Consider the following 15,915-nt stretch of genomic DNA (forward strand, 5'->3'; position numbering starts at 1 on the left):
GGAAGCATAAAACATACTTGTATGTTTTTGCGAGCTGGCATCTGTATGAGCTGAGCGCCCTTCAATGAGTAAAACAGTGGCGTCAGCCACGACAAGCACGCAGTACGGTTTTACAAATGGCGCTGGCTGAACTGTCACGATAAACTTCTACATCTTTCCAAAATCTATTGACAAACAACACAAAATATGATTATATTAACATATGAACAATCATTCATATATAAAATTGTTTAGAGGAGGATTACCCTATGAAAAAGTTAAATTCTCTGGAACATATATCCACAGAATCAACTGGTGAGCCTTATCATCATAGTCACGAGCATGATGAGCACTGCGGCTGCGGCCACAACCACCACGAGCACCATCACGAACACGGGGAGCACTGCGACTGTAGTCACGACCACCATGAGCACCATCACGAACACGGGGAGCACTGCGGCTGTGGTCACGAGCACCATCACGAACACGGGGAACACTGCGACTGTGGTCACGACCACCACGAGCACTATCACGAACACGGGGAACACTGCGACTGTGGTCACGACCACCATGAGCACCATCACAAACACGGGGAACACTGTAGTTGTGGTCACGACCACCATCGTGAACATGTAGCAGCCGCAGTTGTGGAAGACAATACACCGGTCGCTCCGGGGATGCTCAGAAATGTCTATATCTTAGAAAACTTAGGCTGTGCCCACTGCGCTTCTAAAATGGAAGCCCAGATACAGGCTCTCCCTGGAATCGAAGCTGCCACAATTACCTTTGCCACAAAACAACTGAGACTGACGGCAAAAGATCCAGACAAATATCTGCCTCAGATTCGGCAGATTTGTACTGCCATCGAATCAGAAGTCAAAATCCACAAACGTGAGTCTCTCAATTCCTCCGCCAGCCATGCAGAGCATGACAAAACTTCCGACAGAAAAGATCTTTTAGAACTCGGAAGCGGCGCAGCACTCTTTGTTCTGTCAGAGATATTGGCCCATTTGGGATTCGGTGACGCCGTCATACTTCCCATCTGTATTGTAGCCTACATCATTTTGGGAAGATCTATTGTGCTGACAGCAGCTAAAAACTTAACCAAAGGACATATCTTCGATGAAAATTTCCTGATGAGCATCGCGACCTTAGGCGCGTTCTGCATTCGTTCCTTTGACGAAGCGGTGGGAGTTATGCTTTTCTACCGCATCGGAGAATTCTTTGAACACAAGGCTGTTGAAAAGAGTCGAAGCCAGATCATGGACGCTGTAGATCTAAGGCCGGAAACCGTCAACCTTCTCTCCCCACAAGGAGAGGTGACTGTACTCCCGTCAGAGCAAGCTCAGGTCGGAGACGTACTTCTGGTTCGTGCCGGTGACCGCATTCCCCTTGATGGTATCGTGTTAGAAGGTGAGAGCCGCGTCGACACCTCCGCAATAACCGGAGAACCAGTACCTGTAAAGGTCAGCGCAGGGGACTCCATAACTTCCGGCTGCGTAAATACCACCGGCCAGCTGAAAATCCGTGTGGAAAAACCACTTTCCGAATCCATGGTAACCAGAATCTTGGACTCTGTGGAAAATGCGGCGGCCAGCAAGCCTAAAATTGACCGGTTCATCACCCGGTTCGCTAAGGTTTACACACCTATCGTTGTAATTCTCGCGGCCACAATCGCGATTGTTCCATCTTTGGCAACCGGTAATTGGAACTATTGGGTATACACTGCTTTGACCTTCCTGGTAATGAGCTGTCCATGCGCCCTGGTGCTAAGTGTTCCACTGGCATTCTTCTCTGGAATCGGCGCGGGCTCCAAACAGGGAATTCTGTTTAAAGGCGGAGTTTCTTTGGAAGCCATGAGTGAGATTAAAGCTGTCGTGATGGACAAAACAGGAACCATCACGGAAGGAAATTTTGTCGTGCAGAAAATCACCCTGACTGGCGATCTTAAAGAAGAAGAACTGTTGGCCTATTGCGCATCCTGCGAACAGTTTTCTACCCATCCCATTGCGGTAAGTATTCACTCCGCCTCCGTGGAACGTGGTCTTAGCCTGAAAAAACCTGAGACCATGGAAGAAATCGCCGGACACGGAATCCAGGCCATCATAGACGGACACGAAATTCTCTGCGGAAATCAAAAGCTGATGGAGCGCTTCCATGTTGATATTCAGAATCACCAGGAAGCCTCCTACGGTTCAGAAGTTCTCGTCGCTGTAGACGGAAAGTTAGCCGGCTATTTCCTGATTGCAGATACCATCAAAAAAGACGCGAGGTCAGCTGTCCGCGCCATGAAAAAAATGGGAATCAGTACAGCTATGTTAACAGGAGACGGAAAAGCAACTGCTACGGCAGTCGCCAAAGAACTCGCCATCGACGAGGTTTACGCCCGTCTTCTGCCGCAGGACAAATTGAATCGTCTCGGCACTTTAAGAAAACAGCATGAATCCGTTATGTTCGTGGGCGACGGCATTAATGATGCCCCTGTGCTAGCAGCGGCAGATGTCGGAGCCGCTATGGGAAGCGGCGCAGATGCCGCCATCGAAGCTGCAGACGTAGTATATATGACATCCTATATGGAGGCAATTCCTATATCTATCCGAATTGCAAGAGCAGCAAAAAAAATTGCCTGGCAGAATGTAATTTTTGCTCTCGCAGTAAAAATCTTCGTCATGATTCTTGGACTGTTAGGGTTTGCGTCTATGTGGGCCGCCGTGTTTGCCGACACTGGTGTTGCCATGATCTGCGTGCTGAATTCCATCCGCATCCTGTATCAGAAAAAATATTGACACTTTTATGCCAGAATGATCTGCGGTCATTCTGGCATTTTTGTGTAATTAGGAAAACCCTTATCACGCTAATGCATGAAAGGCCCTGTCACGCTGAAGTATAAAAGTCAGAAAAACTTGACAGGAACTCATTTTTGTTTATACTGAAAACATGTCCTTGTACGCGCAGAGCCTCATCAGCACAGCTGAGGGCAGATTTGATTTAGACTAATATGGAGGTACTATCATTATGTGTGGAATTGTTGGATACATCGGTGACAACCAGGCTGCCCCTATTTTGCTAGACGGTCTGGCCAAACTAGAATACCGGGGCTATGACTCCGCCGGAATCGCCGTTTTCGATGGAAAAGAAATCAAGATGGAAAAAGTAATGGGCCGGCTGAAGGTTCTCGAAGAGCTCACCCACGGTGGCGCGACGATGGAAGGTACCGCCGGTATCGGTCACACTCGCTGGGCGACGCACGGCTGTCCCTCCGACACCAATGCTCATCCCCATTTTAATAAAGATCATTCCATCATCGTAGTTCACAATGGAATCATCGAAAACTACGCGAAACTCAAAAAAGTCCTCGAAAAAAAAGGCTACGAGTTTGTATCAGAGACAGATACCGAGGTACTCGCCCATCTACTCTCTGAGTACTATAATGGCAATCCGGCTGAGACCATTCAGAAAGTTATGCAGCGCGTAGAAGGTTCCTATGCTCTCGGAATCATGTTTCTGGATCATCCCAATCATATTTATGCCGCCCGCAAAGACAGCCCGCTGATCGTGGGAGCTAGCAAAGAAGGAAACCTCATCGCCTCTGACGTCCCCGCTATATTGCGGTATACCCGGAATGTATATTATATGGAAAACGAGGAGCTAGTCTGCCTCTCTAGAGAACATATTCGTTTCTACAACATTGACGGAGAGCCCCTAGAAAAGACTCCCGTGACTATTGAGTGGGATATCGACGCAGCAGAAAAAGGCGGCTATGAGCATTTCATGCTGAAAGAAATCTACGAACAGCCCAAAGCCGTCCGTGACACGTTAAATCCCCGTTTAAAAGACAAGGAAATCAACATCGAAGAATTAGGAATGAGCGATGAAGATATCTGTAAAATCAAAAAAATTCTGATTATCGCCTGTGGCTCTGCCTACCACGCTGGAATCACTGGCAAATACGTTCTCGAAGGACTGGCACGCATCCCTGTAGAAGTGGACTTGGCCAGTGAGTTCCGATATCGGAACCCTATCTACGAGCCAGACAGCTTAGCCATCATTATCAGTCAGTCTGGTGAGACAGCAGACTCTTTGGCAGCCCTGCGGGAAGCTAAAAATCACGGTGTCCGGGTACTTGGCATCGTCAACGTCGTAGGCAGCTCCATCGCCCGCGAAGCTGACAACGTTATGTATACCTGGGCTGGACCTGAGATCTCCGTTGCCACTACCAAAGCCTACAGCGCCCAGCTGGCAGCTTTGTACCTGTTAACCCTAAAATTTGCTAAAGTCCGTGGAGTCATCACCCAGGATCGCTATCTCTCTCTCCAGTCTGATTTGATTCAACTTCCTGAGCAGATTGAAAATCTGCTGGGAATGAAAGAAAAGATTCAGCGTTTCGCAAATCGTTATCTAGCCGCTGACCACATGTTTTTCATCGGCCGCGGCATCGACTACGCAATTTCTCTAGAAGGCTCTCTGAAGTTAAAAGAAATCTCCTATATCCACTCAGAAGCCTATGCCGCAGGAGAATTAAAACATGGTACGATCTCTCTGATAGAGGATAATACCCTGGTAGTAGCCTTGGCGACCCAAGAACAGCTGTATCCAAAGACGATCAGCAACATCGTGGAGGTGAAGACCCGTGGTGCTTTCGTGCTGGCCGTCACCAACTTCGGCCACAAAGAAATCGAAAAAAATGCCGACTATGTCATCTATATTCCTAAGACAGACAACTTTTTCACCAATTCCCTGGCGATTGTGCCTCTTCAGCTCTTTGCTTACTATATTTCACTGGGACGCGGTTTGGATGTGGATAAACCCAGAAATCTGGCCAAGTCTGTCACGGTAGAATAAGTCACCGACAAACAGCGTGACAGCCTGTCTGTTCCACTAACGAGTCAGCCTCCCAAATGCACAGGAGGCTGGCTTTTTGATATAAAAGGAAAAGCCTTGTCACGCTAATTCGTAAAAGTCCTATCCCTAATCTTTCATCTTAGGCTTAAAAATCAAGCTGGCTAGATAAGAAAAAATCAAAGCCGCCGACACCCCTGTGGCACACGCCTGAAATCCCCCCATAAAAAGTCCTAGGATTCCCTCTTCGGCAATCGCTTCCTCCATCCCCTTCCAGAGAATATTTCCAAACCCCAACAGCGGCACGCTCACACCGGCACCGGCATACTCCAACAAAGGCTGGAAAATTCCCAGTGCACTCAGTACAGCCCCAGTGCACACCAGAATCACCATAATCCGCCCCGGCATCAGCTTCGTCCGGTCCAGCAGAATCTGAACCAACGCACAGATCAAACCACCTACCCAAAATGCATTGATATAATCCATTATTTTTCCTCCTGCGCACTCTCTACCACCACAGCCTGTGCAACCCCAGGTATGGTTCTTCCCTCGTTAAAAGAAACCTTCGACAACAAGGCTCCTGTAGGCAAAAACAACACTCTCTTCCAGGTTCCGTCTTCTAGCTTGGGCAGGATATAAGAAGAAAATACCGTGGCAGAACAGCCACAGCCACTGCCACCTGAATGTGTATCTTGTTTTTCGTTGTCAAAAATCAGCAGCCCACAGTCCATGTACTGACTACTGATATCCACGTTCTTTTCCTTTAGCAAATCAAACAAGATCTTCTGCCCTACCTGTCCTAAATCTCCGGTTATGATCCTGTCGTAATCCCCCGGCTTGCGGCCAAAATCCTGAAGATTCTGATAGATCGTATCACAGGCTGCTGGAGCCATACACGCTCCCATGTTCAGTGAGTCTTTGAACCCATAATCCACAATCTTTCCTGAAGTAATTCCGGTGACAACCACTTTTCCTCCTTCTTTTCCAAGTACACAGGCACCACTTCCTGTGACCGTCCAGGTAGCTGATAACGGCCTTTGATTCCCATATTCCAGGGGAAATCGAAACTCCTTCTCAGCAGTCCCGAAATGGCTAGAAGTCACAGCCGCCGTATAGTCGGCATAGCCACCCGACACAGACATAGCTGCCAAGCCCAAAGCTTCCCCCATCGTAGAGCAAGCCCCATATAGCTGATAAACCGGCCGTTCAAACCCTTGAAGTCCAAAAGAAGACGCCACGGACTGAGCCTGAAGATCGCCGCTAAAAATCAGGCGTAGCTGACTGTTCTGAAGCCCCGCCTTTTGAACCGCCAGCTCTAAGGCCTCCTTCTGCATCGCACTCTCAGCAGTCTCCCAATTTTCCTCTCCCAGAGCAGGGTCCTCATGAATTTTGTCAAAATAGTCTTTTAAAGGGCCTTCCCCTTCTTTCTTCCCCACCACAGAGGCACTGCTCAGTACATACGCTGGCTGTTCAAAACAGATACTCTGTTTTCCTAACATCTGATTCATCCTATCACTCCTATCCACTGTAAAATGTAATAGACTACTCCCAATAACCAAGAGCTAAAGATTCCATACAGAATCACTGGCCCCGCAATCGTGAAGATCTTGCAGCCGATTCCGAAAACCTGCCCTTCTTTTTGATATTCAATCGCAGATGCCGCGACAGAATTCGCAAACCCGGTAATCGGTACAAGTGCTCCAGCCCCCGCAAACTTTCCAATCTTCGGATAAATATTAAGCCCAGTCAGTAGTACACTCACAAATATGAGAATCAGAGAACACCAAGACCCGGCAGTCTCCTGGTCCAAGCCGTAGCTGCCGGCCACATTTAAAATTGCCTGTCCGATGACACAGATCAGTCCTCCCACGAAAAAAGCTTTTGCCATGTTCATGGGAAGGCTGTGTGTAGGTGTTACCTGTTTGACATACTGCTCATACTCTTTTGCCTTCTGTTCTTTTTCTTTCATTGCCTTTTCTTGCATTTACTGTCACCATCCTTTATAAAAGAAATATAGAGCGCCGATCACCTTGCCGGCGGCCACACTCACAATAATCCAAGGTAGCCCTTTTGTCAGTTTTACTCTCCTGGCCAGAATTGGAAAGACTTTCGCCATCTCCGCCAACGCCAGAATCCAGCTTCCCATAAATACTCCCGCGAATATGCCAAAAATTGCCAGCAGTATTTGTCCACCAGGCAGATGCCACTGAAAAACCATTGCCATATTTCCCAGAGTGGCTCCTAACATCGTGAAATCTTCATAGAGCAGTATCTTATCTGCCGTGCGTGTAATGCCAGCATAGCGCGGCACAATGGAAAGGCCGATAATCAACCCTACCATCCCACTTGCCACTGTAAAACCTGCACATAGTCCCAGCACTCCCAGAAAAATCTGTTCCGCCATCTACTGCTCCTTTCCCCTCTCCACTTTCTCAATGATCGTCGTATTTACGTCATCTTCATAAACCCTCATCTGTACTTGCATAGGAGTAGGATCCTGAGTCAACTTCATACTTCCAAAATGATTAAAGAAAAAAAGAACGCCTGCTCCAATTCCTATTGAGTATGTGATCTCCAAAATAGTAAATCCGCTTGATTTTGCCCCTGTGACCTGTTGATAGATCTGTCCGAACAAAGTAGTCAAATCCACATCATTGTTAAAAGACATAATTGCAAATGCCGTTCCAAAAAAAGTGGCCATACAGATAATCACCGCTTTCACCCAAGTCCACACCTTACTCTTGACAGCTTCCTCCCGATAAGTCACAAGGAACGATGCCTCACCCAGAGCTGAGATATCCAGATTCTCTTCTTTTTTCTGAATCAGCTCGATCAAATCCACCACAGAAAATACATACCGTCCAGGCTTTCCCGGCTCCAGATTCGCCACGGGCAGTACTCTACAACGATTCAAAACCTTCGAATTACTGCAACTTAGCTGCGCCACATCCTGAAGATACACATGAGGATGATGCACCTCGACATTTTGATCGATCTGGAGATATAACGTATCACTCATAATTTGCCTCCTACTGGATTTTTCAGACATTTCGTATTTTCCCTCTGTCCACAAATCTCATACTGAGAATATTTCTCCTAAATATCAACGTTTATTATCCCTAATCTCCCATTTTTTATACAACACTCTATCTTTGCAAGCGCAAACCTCATACTTCCTAAAATTGGGTCCCTTTACAAAAATGACTACAGACATATCTCATGGTATAATGGTTGAAAGTAAAATTTTGACGGACAAAAAGGTCGCGTATATCTAAAATATTGGAATCTCTACGACACACATTTTGTGAAAAAAAGCGTTGAAAGGATGGTGCGCCATGCGCAAAGAAAAAGAAATGTTCGATTTGATCATAAGCACTGCCCAGAGAGATGACAGAATCAGAGCTGTCTAATATGAATGGGTCAAGAACCAATAAGAAAGTAAAAAAAGATCTACTCCAAGATTACGACATTGTATATGTAGTAAAACAGAATCGCCCTTTTTATGAAGACAAATATTGGATTGATATTTTTGGTGAAAGATTATACATGCAATGCCCTGATGAGATAGACCGTTGCAACGGAATCGAAGTAAACTTTGATAAACGCTACGGCTGGTTGATACAATTTAAAGACGGAAATCGCCTAGATCTCCATGTAGTACCGGTAGAAGAAGTAGATATTAAGAGTGACAAACTATGTATCATATTATTGGACAAAGACGGCCTGCTGCCGGCAATCCCTGAGCCTTCCGACGAAGATTATCTAATTAAAAGACCCACCCAAGATGAATTTTATGCCTGCTGCAATGAATTTTGGTGGTGTCTCAACAATATTGCAAAGGGGTTGTGGCGTGAAGAAATTCCCTATGTCCATAGAGTACTCTATGATGGAAGCCATCCAGAATTAGTAAAACTGCTAAACTGGAAAATCGGTTACGAGACAAACTTTCAAGTTTCGACGGGAAAAGCTTCCAAATATCTAAAAGAATACCTATCTGCGGATATTTGGAATAAATTTCTCAAGACATATATCAACGGAGAGTTAAACGACATCTGGAATTCTATATTTATCATGTGCGATTTGTTCCAGAATACTGCCCTCGAAGTAGCAAAACACTCAGGATTCTTCTATCTTTGGGAAGAGGCAAAAGCCGGTTATTATTTTTTAAAACATATATACACACTGCCAAAGAATGCCAAAACGGTCTTTGACAATTAGAATCTATCACAAAGTGGACAAGCCTCTCTCAACTTCTCCTCAGTCTTGAAGAGCGCAGCCTGCTTTGCTCGCTAAATGCAATGAGCAAAACAGGCTGCGCCAGTCCTTAGCAGGGCTCACATTTTATCCCTCAATCTCTTTAGTATTTTCTTCTCCATCCTTGAGACCTGAACCTGAGATACCCCCAATTCTCTGGCAATCTCTGTCTGTGTCCTCTCTTGGAAATATCTCATATAGATTAGCCGTCTCTCCGACACAGTGAGCTGTCCTAATATTTCCTCTAACAAAATCCGATTTAGAGATTCCTCCTGACGATTCTTTTTTTCCTCTAATTTATCAATCAGCCGAATATCATTTCCTTCGCCTTGATAGATCGTCTTCTGAAGTGACTCGATCTCCACATTGGAATCAAGTGCCATCATCAGTTCTTCCTGAGGAATCCCTATCTCCCCGGCCATCTCCGCAATCTGGGGATCTCTCCCCAGCTCTTTTTCCAGCTTTTCCCTGGCCAGATAGGCTTTATAGCAAACCTCCTTTAGAGAACGACTGACTTTTATCATTCCGTCATCCCTCAGAAATCTCTTAATCTCCCCTGATATCATCGGAACCGCATAGGTAGAAAACTTCACATCGTAGGACAGATCGAACTTATCAACAGCTTTTAACAGCCCTATGCTACCGATCTGAAACAAATCCTCCAGCTCCACGCCCCGGTTTTGAAATCTCTTCACAATGCTCCAAATCAAGCCGATGTTTTCCTCAAAAATGGTATCTCTTGCCTCTTTATCTCCCTGGTGTGCACGTGCTATCAGAGCAAGAGTATGTTCCATTTTCACCTCCCGATTCGTTTTCTCAAATGAACGACGGTTCCCTGCCCTACGGTAGATTCCACTTCCACCTCATCCATAAACGCCTCCATGAAAGCAAATCCCATACCAGACCTCTCCAACTCAGGCTTCGTAGTGAACATCGGCTCCATAGCCTTCTCGATATCCGATATTCCCACCCCATGGTCGATCACATCAATGTAAAAATCCTTTCCCTCAATTTTGCATTTTACTAAAATCTTATGTATTTCACCCTCGTATCCGTGAATCATCGCGTTTGTGATCGCCTCCGACACTGCGGTCTTGATGTCTGCTACTTCTTCTAACGTGGGGTTTAACTGCGTACAAAAAGCTGCCACTGACACTCTCACAAACCCCTCATTGCAGGACCTTGCATCAAACTCAATCTGCATTTCATTCGTCCGTTCCATGATACCTTCCTCCCTCATATTCACTCCTCAACCTGACGACAGATCTTCATCACCTTATAAATTCCTGATAAATTTAAGATTTTATAAATCCGGCGATTTACCCGGATTGCCCGTATCGAATCCTGTCTCATCCCCAAAGCTTTATATCTTCCCATAATCATACCAATTCCCGAGCTGTCCATGAAGGTCGTATTCCCAAAATCAAAGACAATCCCCCTGATATACTGCTCCTGTAAAATCTCATCAATTTGTTGGCTGATCGCCTGAGAATTGGGATGATCCAATTCTACTGGCAGACTGACTGTCAGGATAGAGTCCCCTATCTGAAACATCTGGTCCATTTTATTCTCCCCTTTTTTTACAATTTCATTCCCAATTTTTCAAAATCTTCCCTATAACAGAACAAAGTGAGCAAACCCGCTTCAACTTCCCTACAAAAAAAGGCTGCTGTCATCTGACAGCAACCCCTATTTGGAGGTTTCTCCTTCGTCTCTCCCACTCCTGTACTATTCCTCACCTGTATACCAGTCACTCCCATCGTCCTGATAATCCGCATCATAATCTCCATAGTCATCATAACCGGAAGTATCCTGGCTGTCTTCATCCGAGCTGTCCCCATCACTTTGTCCCTCATCCGAGGCAGCTTCGTCATCCACAATACCAGTAGCTCCAGTCTCATTACTGATTATGGAATAAATTCCGCTGGCACTCTCCGACAGAGAGGACACATAGACTTTCTGCAGCTGTGCTGCCGCCTCGTCCATATCCTTTTCCTGATAAGCCTTGTAAGCCGCAAGGAGCGCCTCATAACTCTCGCTCTCTTTTTGTGCCTGGGTGATCTGAGTCTGAACTTCTTTCTTTTCTGAGTCTGAATATTCCAATTCACTCTGCGCCCGACTAAGCTCTGCGCTCTGGCTCGCCATAGATTCGCTGTAGTCCACAATCTGTTCATTGGCTTCTCGATAAATTCCCTGCCGTATTGACGGGACCACTAAAAACCAGAGGGCTGCCGCGCCAATGGCAAATCCCACCCCCATGTTAATCAACGTACTCATCATCGTATTTTCCCGATAAGCCGGGGGCTGAATCACAATATCGTTTCCTGACTGATACACCACACTTCTGTTCTCTCTCTCGTCAGGTATCTCTTTTTTCCTCCCTTTGCGTTTTTCTTCTAATTTGGTGGTAACACCAGTCTGCTCGTCCACCTCCCGCAGAAAACGCAGAGTCGTCGTATTCGTCTTATCAATTCTGGCTGCTTTTTTCAGAGTTCTTCTGGCCTTGTTATATGCTCCATGTTTGATCTGAATCAGACCTAACAAGTGATAGCCCTTTATCAACTTTGGATTCTGAGCTAAAATCTTCTTCAATTGAATTGCGGCCACATCTTCATGCCCTTCCCGGCACATCTCCAAAGCCTGATTGTACTTGCGAATAGACTCATTGATTGATTCCAGTTTATTAGGATTCGCCTGTACCTTCTCAATATACTCAGCTGCCTGATTTTTGATCGGCCTGAGGTTTTTGCTGATTACCCACTCACTCAGCGCAGAGACCACCTCTCCGGTCTCAAAAAACACCAGCCCCAGCAAATTTCTCGCCTGTATATTATGTTTATTGAAAGTCAGACTTCTTTGCAGACAGCTAATTGCCCCGGACAGGTCACGAATACTTGCTTTCTCCAACCCCTGGTTGTAATAGACATTGGACAGATAATAGGCCTTCTTCTGAACCAGCACGTTGCATCCACAATGCCCGCAGTAATCCAGATCTGTCAGAAGTGCTCCACAATTTATACAGTTCATGCAGTTCTCCTTATTTCCTGCGAGTCCCTGGATTTGTCTCCTTTAGTATCTCTTTCATCAAATCCATCACATCTGTCAATTCACGGTTGTAGATGGCGCCTTCCGCGTCAGTCACATCCTGAACTGGCTTAAATTTCTTCAGTTCCTCTTCATAATTAATCATCGGTCTGCCTCCTGATCTCATCTTTGATCTCACCTACCAGGTACAGCGAACCCACACAAAAAAGAAGTCCATCTCCCTGCTTCTTTCTGGCCTGCACAAAGGCTTTTGGAATTTCTGGCTCCGCAATCACATCCGAGCACCCACAGTCCCGAAACAGCTGTGCCAACTCCTGCGCCGGCACTACCCTGTAACCGTCAATCTGCGTCGTCACCACCTGGTCCAGATGAATGCCCTGGCAGATTGTCCGAATCATATCCTTGTAATCCTTGTCTGACACTGCTGAGAACAGCAGAGTAATCTTGGATTCCTCCTGGAAATATCTCGCAGTCTCCACGAAACGAAATACTCCATCTTCATTGTGAGCTCCATCCACAATCACTCCTGGCAACACGGTCTCCATCCGTCCCTGCCAACGAGTTTGGGCCATTCCCATTTGGAGCTGCCGAGTCGTGAAAGAAAACTGCTCTCTCATGACTTCCATCGTTTTGAGAGCTAGTGCCGCGTTCATCACCTGATATCGTGCCACAAACGGAATGGAAAAAATGTTCTTCTCATAATACCCGTTTTTCATGGAAAAATCAATTCCATCCCGGGTATTTCTCAAAATCTCACAGTCCGCTTCACAGACCTCGTAGAAGGGACTTCCCAGTTCCTGTGCCTTCTTTCTCACAACCTCTGCCGCCGCGCCATGGTTTCCATCGAAGATCACCGGCACTCCAGGAACAATGATTCCAGCCTTCTCTGATGCTATTTCTTCCAGACTGTTTCCCAGGTACTCCATGTGGTCCATACTGATCGACGTGATCACACAAGCCATAGGATTTTCAATGGATGTCGTCGCATCGAGCCTGCCTCCTAATCCCGTCTCTAAAGTCACGTAATCCACGCCCGCTTCCTTAAAAATCAGCATTCCCATCAAAAACAGCATCTCAAAATACGTGGGATGGTGACTGCCCTGAGCCACTAGCTCATCCGCCATCTCTTTCACTCTGTGGAAGGCGGCCAGAAAGATCTCATTGTCCACAGGAACCTCATTGATCTGAAAGCGCTCGTTGATCTCAATCAGATGTGGAGAGGTAAACAGTCCACAAGAATACCCCGCTTCCCTGAGCATGGATGTCAAGAATGCGCAGGTACTGCCCTTTCCATTCGTCCCGGCTACGTGAATGACCCGAAATGCTTCCTGGGGGTTTCCCAGTCTTCTCAGACATTCTCTGGTATGCTCCAGACTGTTTTTCGTTGTAAATTTCGGAGTTTCATCAATATAAGCAACTGCTTCATTATAATTCAAAAATATCACCACTTTATCTAATGTAATAGCCTGCTTTCCTTCTTCCAAAAGCGCAACCGTTCAGCCAGCGCCATTCGTAAAACCGCACTGCGTACTTATCGTGGCTGATGCCACCGTTTTACTCATGGAAAGGTGCTCAGCTCATACAGATGTCCGTTCGCAAAAACATACAAGTATATTTTATGCTTCCCGTACACGGTATGGCCAAACGGTTGACCAAAAGTCAAAAAGGAAAAGCGGCCTCCTTTACATTATAATATAGTGGTGATAGATGTCCAGACCTAATCGTAATATTTTATACGACAGCAACCGCAAAGCGCACAGCCTTACTCCTCACTATCAAAACTCAGAATTCCTTTATTTTCACTTTTTACTGCATAGTACAGTCGGTTATTCGTCTTAGTCAGAGCTCTTCTCGTCGAACTGTTGCTCCTTTGCACCACGGAAATCCGGTCATAATCTGTCAAGTTTTGGCCCGTAATCAACAAGGTGTTGGTGTCCAGATAGTTGGTATCCACCCAGTCTCCGTTGATCTGGACTTCACTGGAAGGCGTAAAATAATTTCCAATGATATAATAGCTTCCCTCCACGCTGACATCCTTTCTGACCTCCCTAAACTCCGTGTCATGAATTCCCATTCTCATGGAAGTCCTCTCATACGGACTCTTTCCTCCGTACACATACTCTTCTCCATAGAGAATGTCATACTGCAAAGTCTCCAAATCCACCTGGTAATTTCTCGTATTACGCCTTGCCTGGTGGTACCGGAAAATATTTCCCTCATGGATTCCCAACCTGTCCATGGTCACCGCCGCCATCTGATAAGACGCCACATTCTCATCCTTTTTCTTCAAGCCCATATTGTCCCACATCACATACTCTGTCTGGAACAGATAGCGGTTCTTTAAGTCTTCCACTTCCAACCCCATAGTCGGTAGATGATCTCCGTACATTACGAGAACCACATCTTCGTCGTAATCTTCCAGCGCCTTGACAAGCTGAGCGACGAACTTGTCCATCTCGTGAATTTCGTTAGCGTAATATTCCCACTTGTTATTTTCTGCATCTGTCTTTGCCCCAGTCACCTCGATCTCAGGGTCCTCCAACAAAGGCTCGTCAGGATAAGCGCCATGGCCTTGCACAGAAATTGTGTACACATAGTCTGGTCCTTCCGAGGACTCTAAACAATCTAGAATATGGTCCGTCAATACCTGGTCCTCCACCCAGCCCAGAGGATTCTTCTCATCCTCCCGGGGCATGTATTCCTCAGATGTAAACGTGTCAAATCCCAAATTTGGAAACACAGTTCTGCGCCCATAAAAATTCGCCTCATTATTATGAATTGCATGGGTCGTATAGCCCAGCTCTTTTAGTACATAAGGCGCACTCTCACAGGTAGTCTCCTTTAAGATCGACTTGTACGGATACTCTCCCGGTCCGAAATACCTCAAACTCATACCTGTGATTGTCTCAAACTCTGTATTCGCCGTTCCTGCTCCTACGGAAGGGACCCGAAAATACCCGGAAGAATACTCCTTCATCAGTTTTCGGAATGTCGGTATCGGGTCCTCAGAGAACTCTAGGAAATTCACCTCTGTAGGGTCAAAAAATGACTCCAATTGCAGAAAAATAATATTGGGCCTAGAATCCTCCTGTGTCTCTCCTAGCTCTGACTCTGTACTTTTTATCCTGTCTATCTCTTCTTGTGAGTAGTCCTGCGGACAGCTAATACCCGTGTTGAAAATCGTCGTAGCCAGACAATAAGGATATCCATAATCCTCATAGGCAAAAGCAATATTCCCAAAATAATTAGACAGCACCCGCTTTTCCAGTGCCAGCTTCGTCGAGCCCATGAACAGCAGAACCCCTGCCAAAACCAGAGGTACGTTATACTTATATTTCAGCGGCCCCTGAAACTTAGGCCCTTTCCAGAAAAGCCAGACCAGTCCCAGAATCACAAGCACAAAAGCGATGCCTGCTAAGATCAGTCCAGGAATTGGAAGATACTTTTTGGCAATCTTAAAAGCGTCCGTAATCAGGTGAAGATCCGGTCCAGTAAAAGGCGTGACTCTCTGTGCCAGGAGTACTCCATTGATAATCCCCAGAGTCATCCAAAAAATTGCCAGGAGGGTTCTGACAAACACCCTCCTGCGCACCAGATACACAATTAAAGTTGTAGTAAAAATCAACCCTGCATTATATAAAAACACCAATGGCCGGGTCGTCATGTACTCCCAGGCTTCTCGAAAAGAATGCCTGGATATTGTCTCAATCAGGTAATAGCCGATGCAGACGACCAGCGCCTGCACCAGCAGTGATACTTTGTTTAGTTTCTCAACCCACGGTCTCATACAAACTCTCC

Annotated in this window: 16 protein-coding genes; 4 read left to right on the top strand and 12 right to left on the bottom strand. The window is 46.2% G+C overall.

Features of this window, described 5'->3' with window-relative positions; translation table 11 throughout:
* Nucleotides 1–248: 248 nt before the first annotated feature.
* The gene (locus BLHYD_RS13090) at nt 249–2,765 is read left to right on the top strand and encodes a heavy metal translocating P-type ATPase (protein ID WP_081447153.1); all 2,517 of its coding nucleotides are present in this window, start codon (nt 249–251) and stop codon (nt 2,763–2,765) included.
* Between the two features lie 229 nt (nt 2,766–2,994).
* Complete coding sequence (gene glmS, locus BLHYD_RS13095; RefSeq protein ID WP_005950384.1) at nt 2,995–4,821, top strand: glutamine--fructose-6-phosphate transaminase (isomerizing); 1,827 nt, start codon at nt 2,995–2,997, stop codon at nt 4,819–4,821.
* A gap of 126 nt (nt 4,822–4,947) precedes the next feature.
* Here glmS and BLHYD_RS13100 read toward each other — a convergent pair whose 3' ends face one another.
* From BLHYD_RS13100 to BLHYD_RS13120, 5 genes are read right to left on the bottom strand one after another with little or no spacing between them, the layout of a single operon-like run.
* Nucleotides 4,948–5,304 carry a SpoVA/SpoVAEb family sporulation membrane protein gene (locus BLHYD_RS13100; RefSeq protein ID WP_005950382.1) on the bottom strand — a complete coding sequence of 119 codons (357 nt, stop codon included), beginning with the start codon at nt 5,302–5,304 and terminating at the stop codon, nt 4,948–4,950.
* Nucleotides 5,304–6,326: a stage V sporulation protein AD gene (locus BLHYD_RS13105; protein WP_005950380.1), complete on the bottom strand. Its 1,023-nt coding sequence runs from the start codon at nt 6,324–6,326 to the stop codon at nt 5,304–5,306. Before BLHYD_RS13105 ends, BLHYD_RS13100 begins: the two co-directional genes overlap by 1 nt.
* On the bottom strand, nt 6,323–6,802 hold the full coding sequence (locus BLHYD_RS13110) for a SpoVA/SpoVAEb family sporulation membrane protein (RefSeq protein WP_005950377.1): 480 nt from the start codon (nt 6,800–6,802) through the stop codon (nt 6,323–6,325). The genes BLHYD_RS13105 and BLHYD_RS13110 overlap by 4 nt, the downstream gene beginning before the upstream one ends.
* Nucleotides 6,803–6,808: 6 nt before the next feature.
* A complete protein-coding gene (locus tag BLHYD_RS13115; protein WP_005950375.1) occupies nt 6,809–7,222 on the bottom strand; it encodes a stage V sporulation protein AB in 414 nt (137 codons plus the stop codon).
* Nucleotides 7,223–7,837, bottom strand: a complete 615-nt coding sequence (locus BLHYD_RS13120) for a stage V sporulation protein AA (RefSeq protein ID WP_040350749.1) — start codon at nt 7,835–7,837, stop codon at nt 7,223–7,225.
* Between the two features lie 334 nt (nt 7,838–8,171).
* Here BLHYD_RS13120 and BLHYD_RS13125 point away from each other — a divergent pair, with 334 nt between their 5' ends.
* Nucleotides 8,172–8,228, top strand: a complete 57-nt coding sequence (locus BLHYD_RS13125) for a hypothetical protein (protein WP_276901982.1) — start codon at nt 8,172–8,174, stop codon at nt 8,226–8,228.
* Nucleotide 8,229: 1 nt separating this feature from the next.
* Entirely contained in the window at nt 8,230–9,036 is an 807-nt protein-coding gene (locus BLHYD_RS13130; protein WP_313901934.1) for an aminoglycoside 6-adenylyltransferase, read from the top strand.
* A 116-nt stretch (nt 9,037–9,152) separates the two neighbouring features.
* Here BLHYD_RS13130 and BLHYD_RS13135 read toward each other — a convergent pair whose 3' ends face one another.
* The 7 genes from BLHYD_RS13135 to BLHYD_RS13165 form a co-directional block, all read right to left on the bottom strand.
* Nucleotides 9,153–9,866 carry a SigF/SigG family RNA polymerase sporulation sigma factor gene (locus BLHYD_RS13135; RefSeq protein WP_021845135.1) on the bottom strand — a complete coding sequence of 238 codons (714 nt, stop codon included), beginning with the start codon at nt 9,864–9,866 and terminating at the stop codon, nt 9,153–9,155.
* A gap of 2 nt (nt 9,867–9,868) precedes the next feature.
* Nucleotides 9,869–10,294 (bottom strand): anti-sigma F factor, encoded by a 426-nt coding sequence (spoIIAB, locus tag BLHYD_RS13140; RefSeq protein ID WP_040350814.1) that lies wholly within the window; start codon nt 10,292–10,294, stop codon nt 9,869–9,871.
* Nucleotides 10,295–10,314: 20 nt separating this feature from the next.
* A complete protein-coding gene (locus BLHYD_RS13145; protein ID WP_005950365.1) occupies nt 10,315–10,635 on the bottom strand; it encodes an anti-sigma factor antagonist in 321 nt (106 codons plus the stop codon).
* A 165-nt stretch (nt 10,636–10,800) separates the two neighbouring features.
* On the bottom strand, nt 10,801–12,099 hold the full coding sequence (locus BLHYD_RS13150) for a hypothetical protein (protein ID WP_021845133.1): 1,299 nt from the start codon (nt 12,097–12,099) through the stop codon (nt 10,801–10,803).
* Nucleotides 12,100–12,109: 10 nt separating this feature from the next.
* On the bottom strand, nt 12,110–12,262 hold the full coding sequence (locus BLHYD_RS13155) for a hypothetical protein (protein WP_005950359.1): 153 nt from the start codon (nt 12,260–12,262) through the stop codon (nt 12,110–12,112).
* The gene (locus BLHYD_RS13160) at nt 12,255–13,553 is read right to left on the bottom strand and encodes a bifunctional folylpolyglutamate synthase/dihydrofolate synthase (protein ID WP_040350813.1); all 1,299 of its coding nucleotides are present in this window, start codon (nt 13,551–13,553) and stop codon (nt 12,255–12,257) included. Before BLHYD_RS13160 ends, BLHYD_RS13155 begins: the two co-directional genes overlap by 8 nt.
* 326 nt (nt 13,554–13,879) lie before the next feature.
* Nucleotides 13,880–15,904, bottom strand: a complete 2,025-nt coding sequence (locus BLHYD_RS13165; RefSeq protein WP_005950353.1) for a sulfatase-like hydrolase/transferase — start codon at nt 15,902–15,904, stop codon at nt 13,880–13,882.
* Nucleotides 15,905–15,915: the final 11 nt, after the last annotated feature.

Origin of the sequence: Blautia hydrogenotrophica DSM 10507 (assembly GCF_034356035.1) — a bacterium.
In the GTDB taxonomy this organism is placed as follows: domain Bacteria; phylum Bacillota; class Clostridia; order Lachnospirales; family Lachnospiraceae; genus Blautia_A; species Blautia_A hydrogenotrophica.

Excerpts from the sequence above, each read along its gene's own strand:
- BLHYD_RS13110 (WP_005950377.1), bottom strand. The coding sequence starts at position 6,802 with ATGCAAGAAAAGGCAATGAAAGAAAAAGAACAGAAGGCAAAAGAGTAT.
- BLHYD_RS13105 (WP_005950380.1), bottom strand. The coding sequence starts at position 6,326 with ATGAATCAGATGTTAGGAAAACAGAGTATCTGTTTTGAACAGCCAGCG.
- BLHYD_RS13135 (WP_021845135.1), bottom strand. The coding sequence starts at position 9,866 with ATGGAACATACTCTTGCTCTGATAGCACGTGCACACCAGGGAGATAAA.
- BLHYD_RS13090 (WP_081447153.1), top strand. The coding sequence starts at position 249 with ATGAAAAAGTTAAATTCTCTGGAACATATATCCACAGAATCAACTGGT.
- BLHYD_RS13100 (WP_005950382.1), bottom strand. The coding sequence starts at position 5,304 with ATGGATTATATCAATGCATTTTGGGTAGGTGGTTTGATCTGTGCGTTG.
- spoIIAB (WP_040350814.1), bottom strand. The coding sequence starts at position 10,294 with ATGGAACGGACGAATGAAATGCAGATTGAGTTTGATGCAAGGTCCTGC.
- BLHYD_RS13150 (WP_021845133.1), bottom strand. The coding sequence starts at position 12,099 with ATGAACTGTATAAATTGTGGAGCACTTCTGACAGATCTGGATTACTGC.
- BLHYD_RS13155 (WP_005950359.1), bottom strand. The coding sequence starts at position 12,262 with ATGATTAATTATGAAGAGGAACTGAAGAAATTTAAGCCAGTTCAGGAT.
- BLHYD_RS13165 (WP_005950353.1), bottom strand. The coding sequence starts at position 15,904 with ATGAGACCGTGGGTTGAGAAACTAAACAAAGTATCACTGCTGGTGCAG.
- BLHYD_RS13115 (WP_005950375.1), bottom strand. The coding sequence starts at position 7,222 with ATGGCGGAACAGATTTTTCTGGGAGTGCTGGGACTATGTGCAGGTTTT.
- BLHYD_RS13130 (WP_313901934.1), top strand. The coding sequence starts at position 8,230 with ATGAATGGGTCAAGAACCAATAAGAAAGTAAAAAAAGATCTACTCCAA.
- glmS (WP_005950384.1), top strand. The coding sequence starts at position 2,995 with ATGTGTGGAATTGTTGGATACATCGGTGACAACCAGGCTGCCCCTATT.
- BLHYD_RS13120 (WP_040350749.1), bottom strand. The coding sequence starts at position 7,837 with ATGAGTGATACGTTATATCTCCAGATCGATCAAAATGTCGAGGTGCAT.
- BLHYD_RS13145 (WP_005950365.1), bottom strand. The coding sequence starts at position 10,635 with ATGGACCAGATGTTTCAGATAGGGGACTCTATCCTGACAGTCAGTCTG.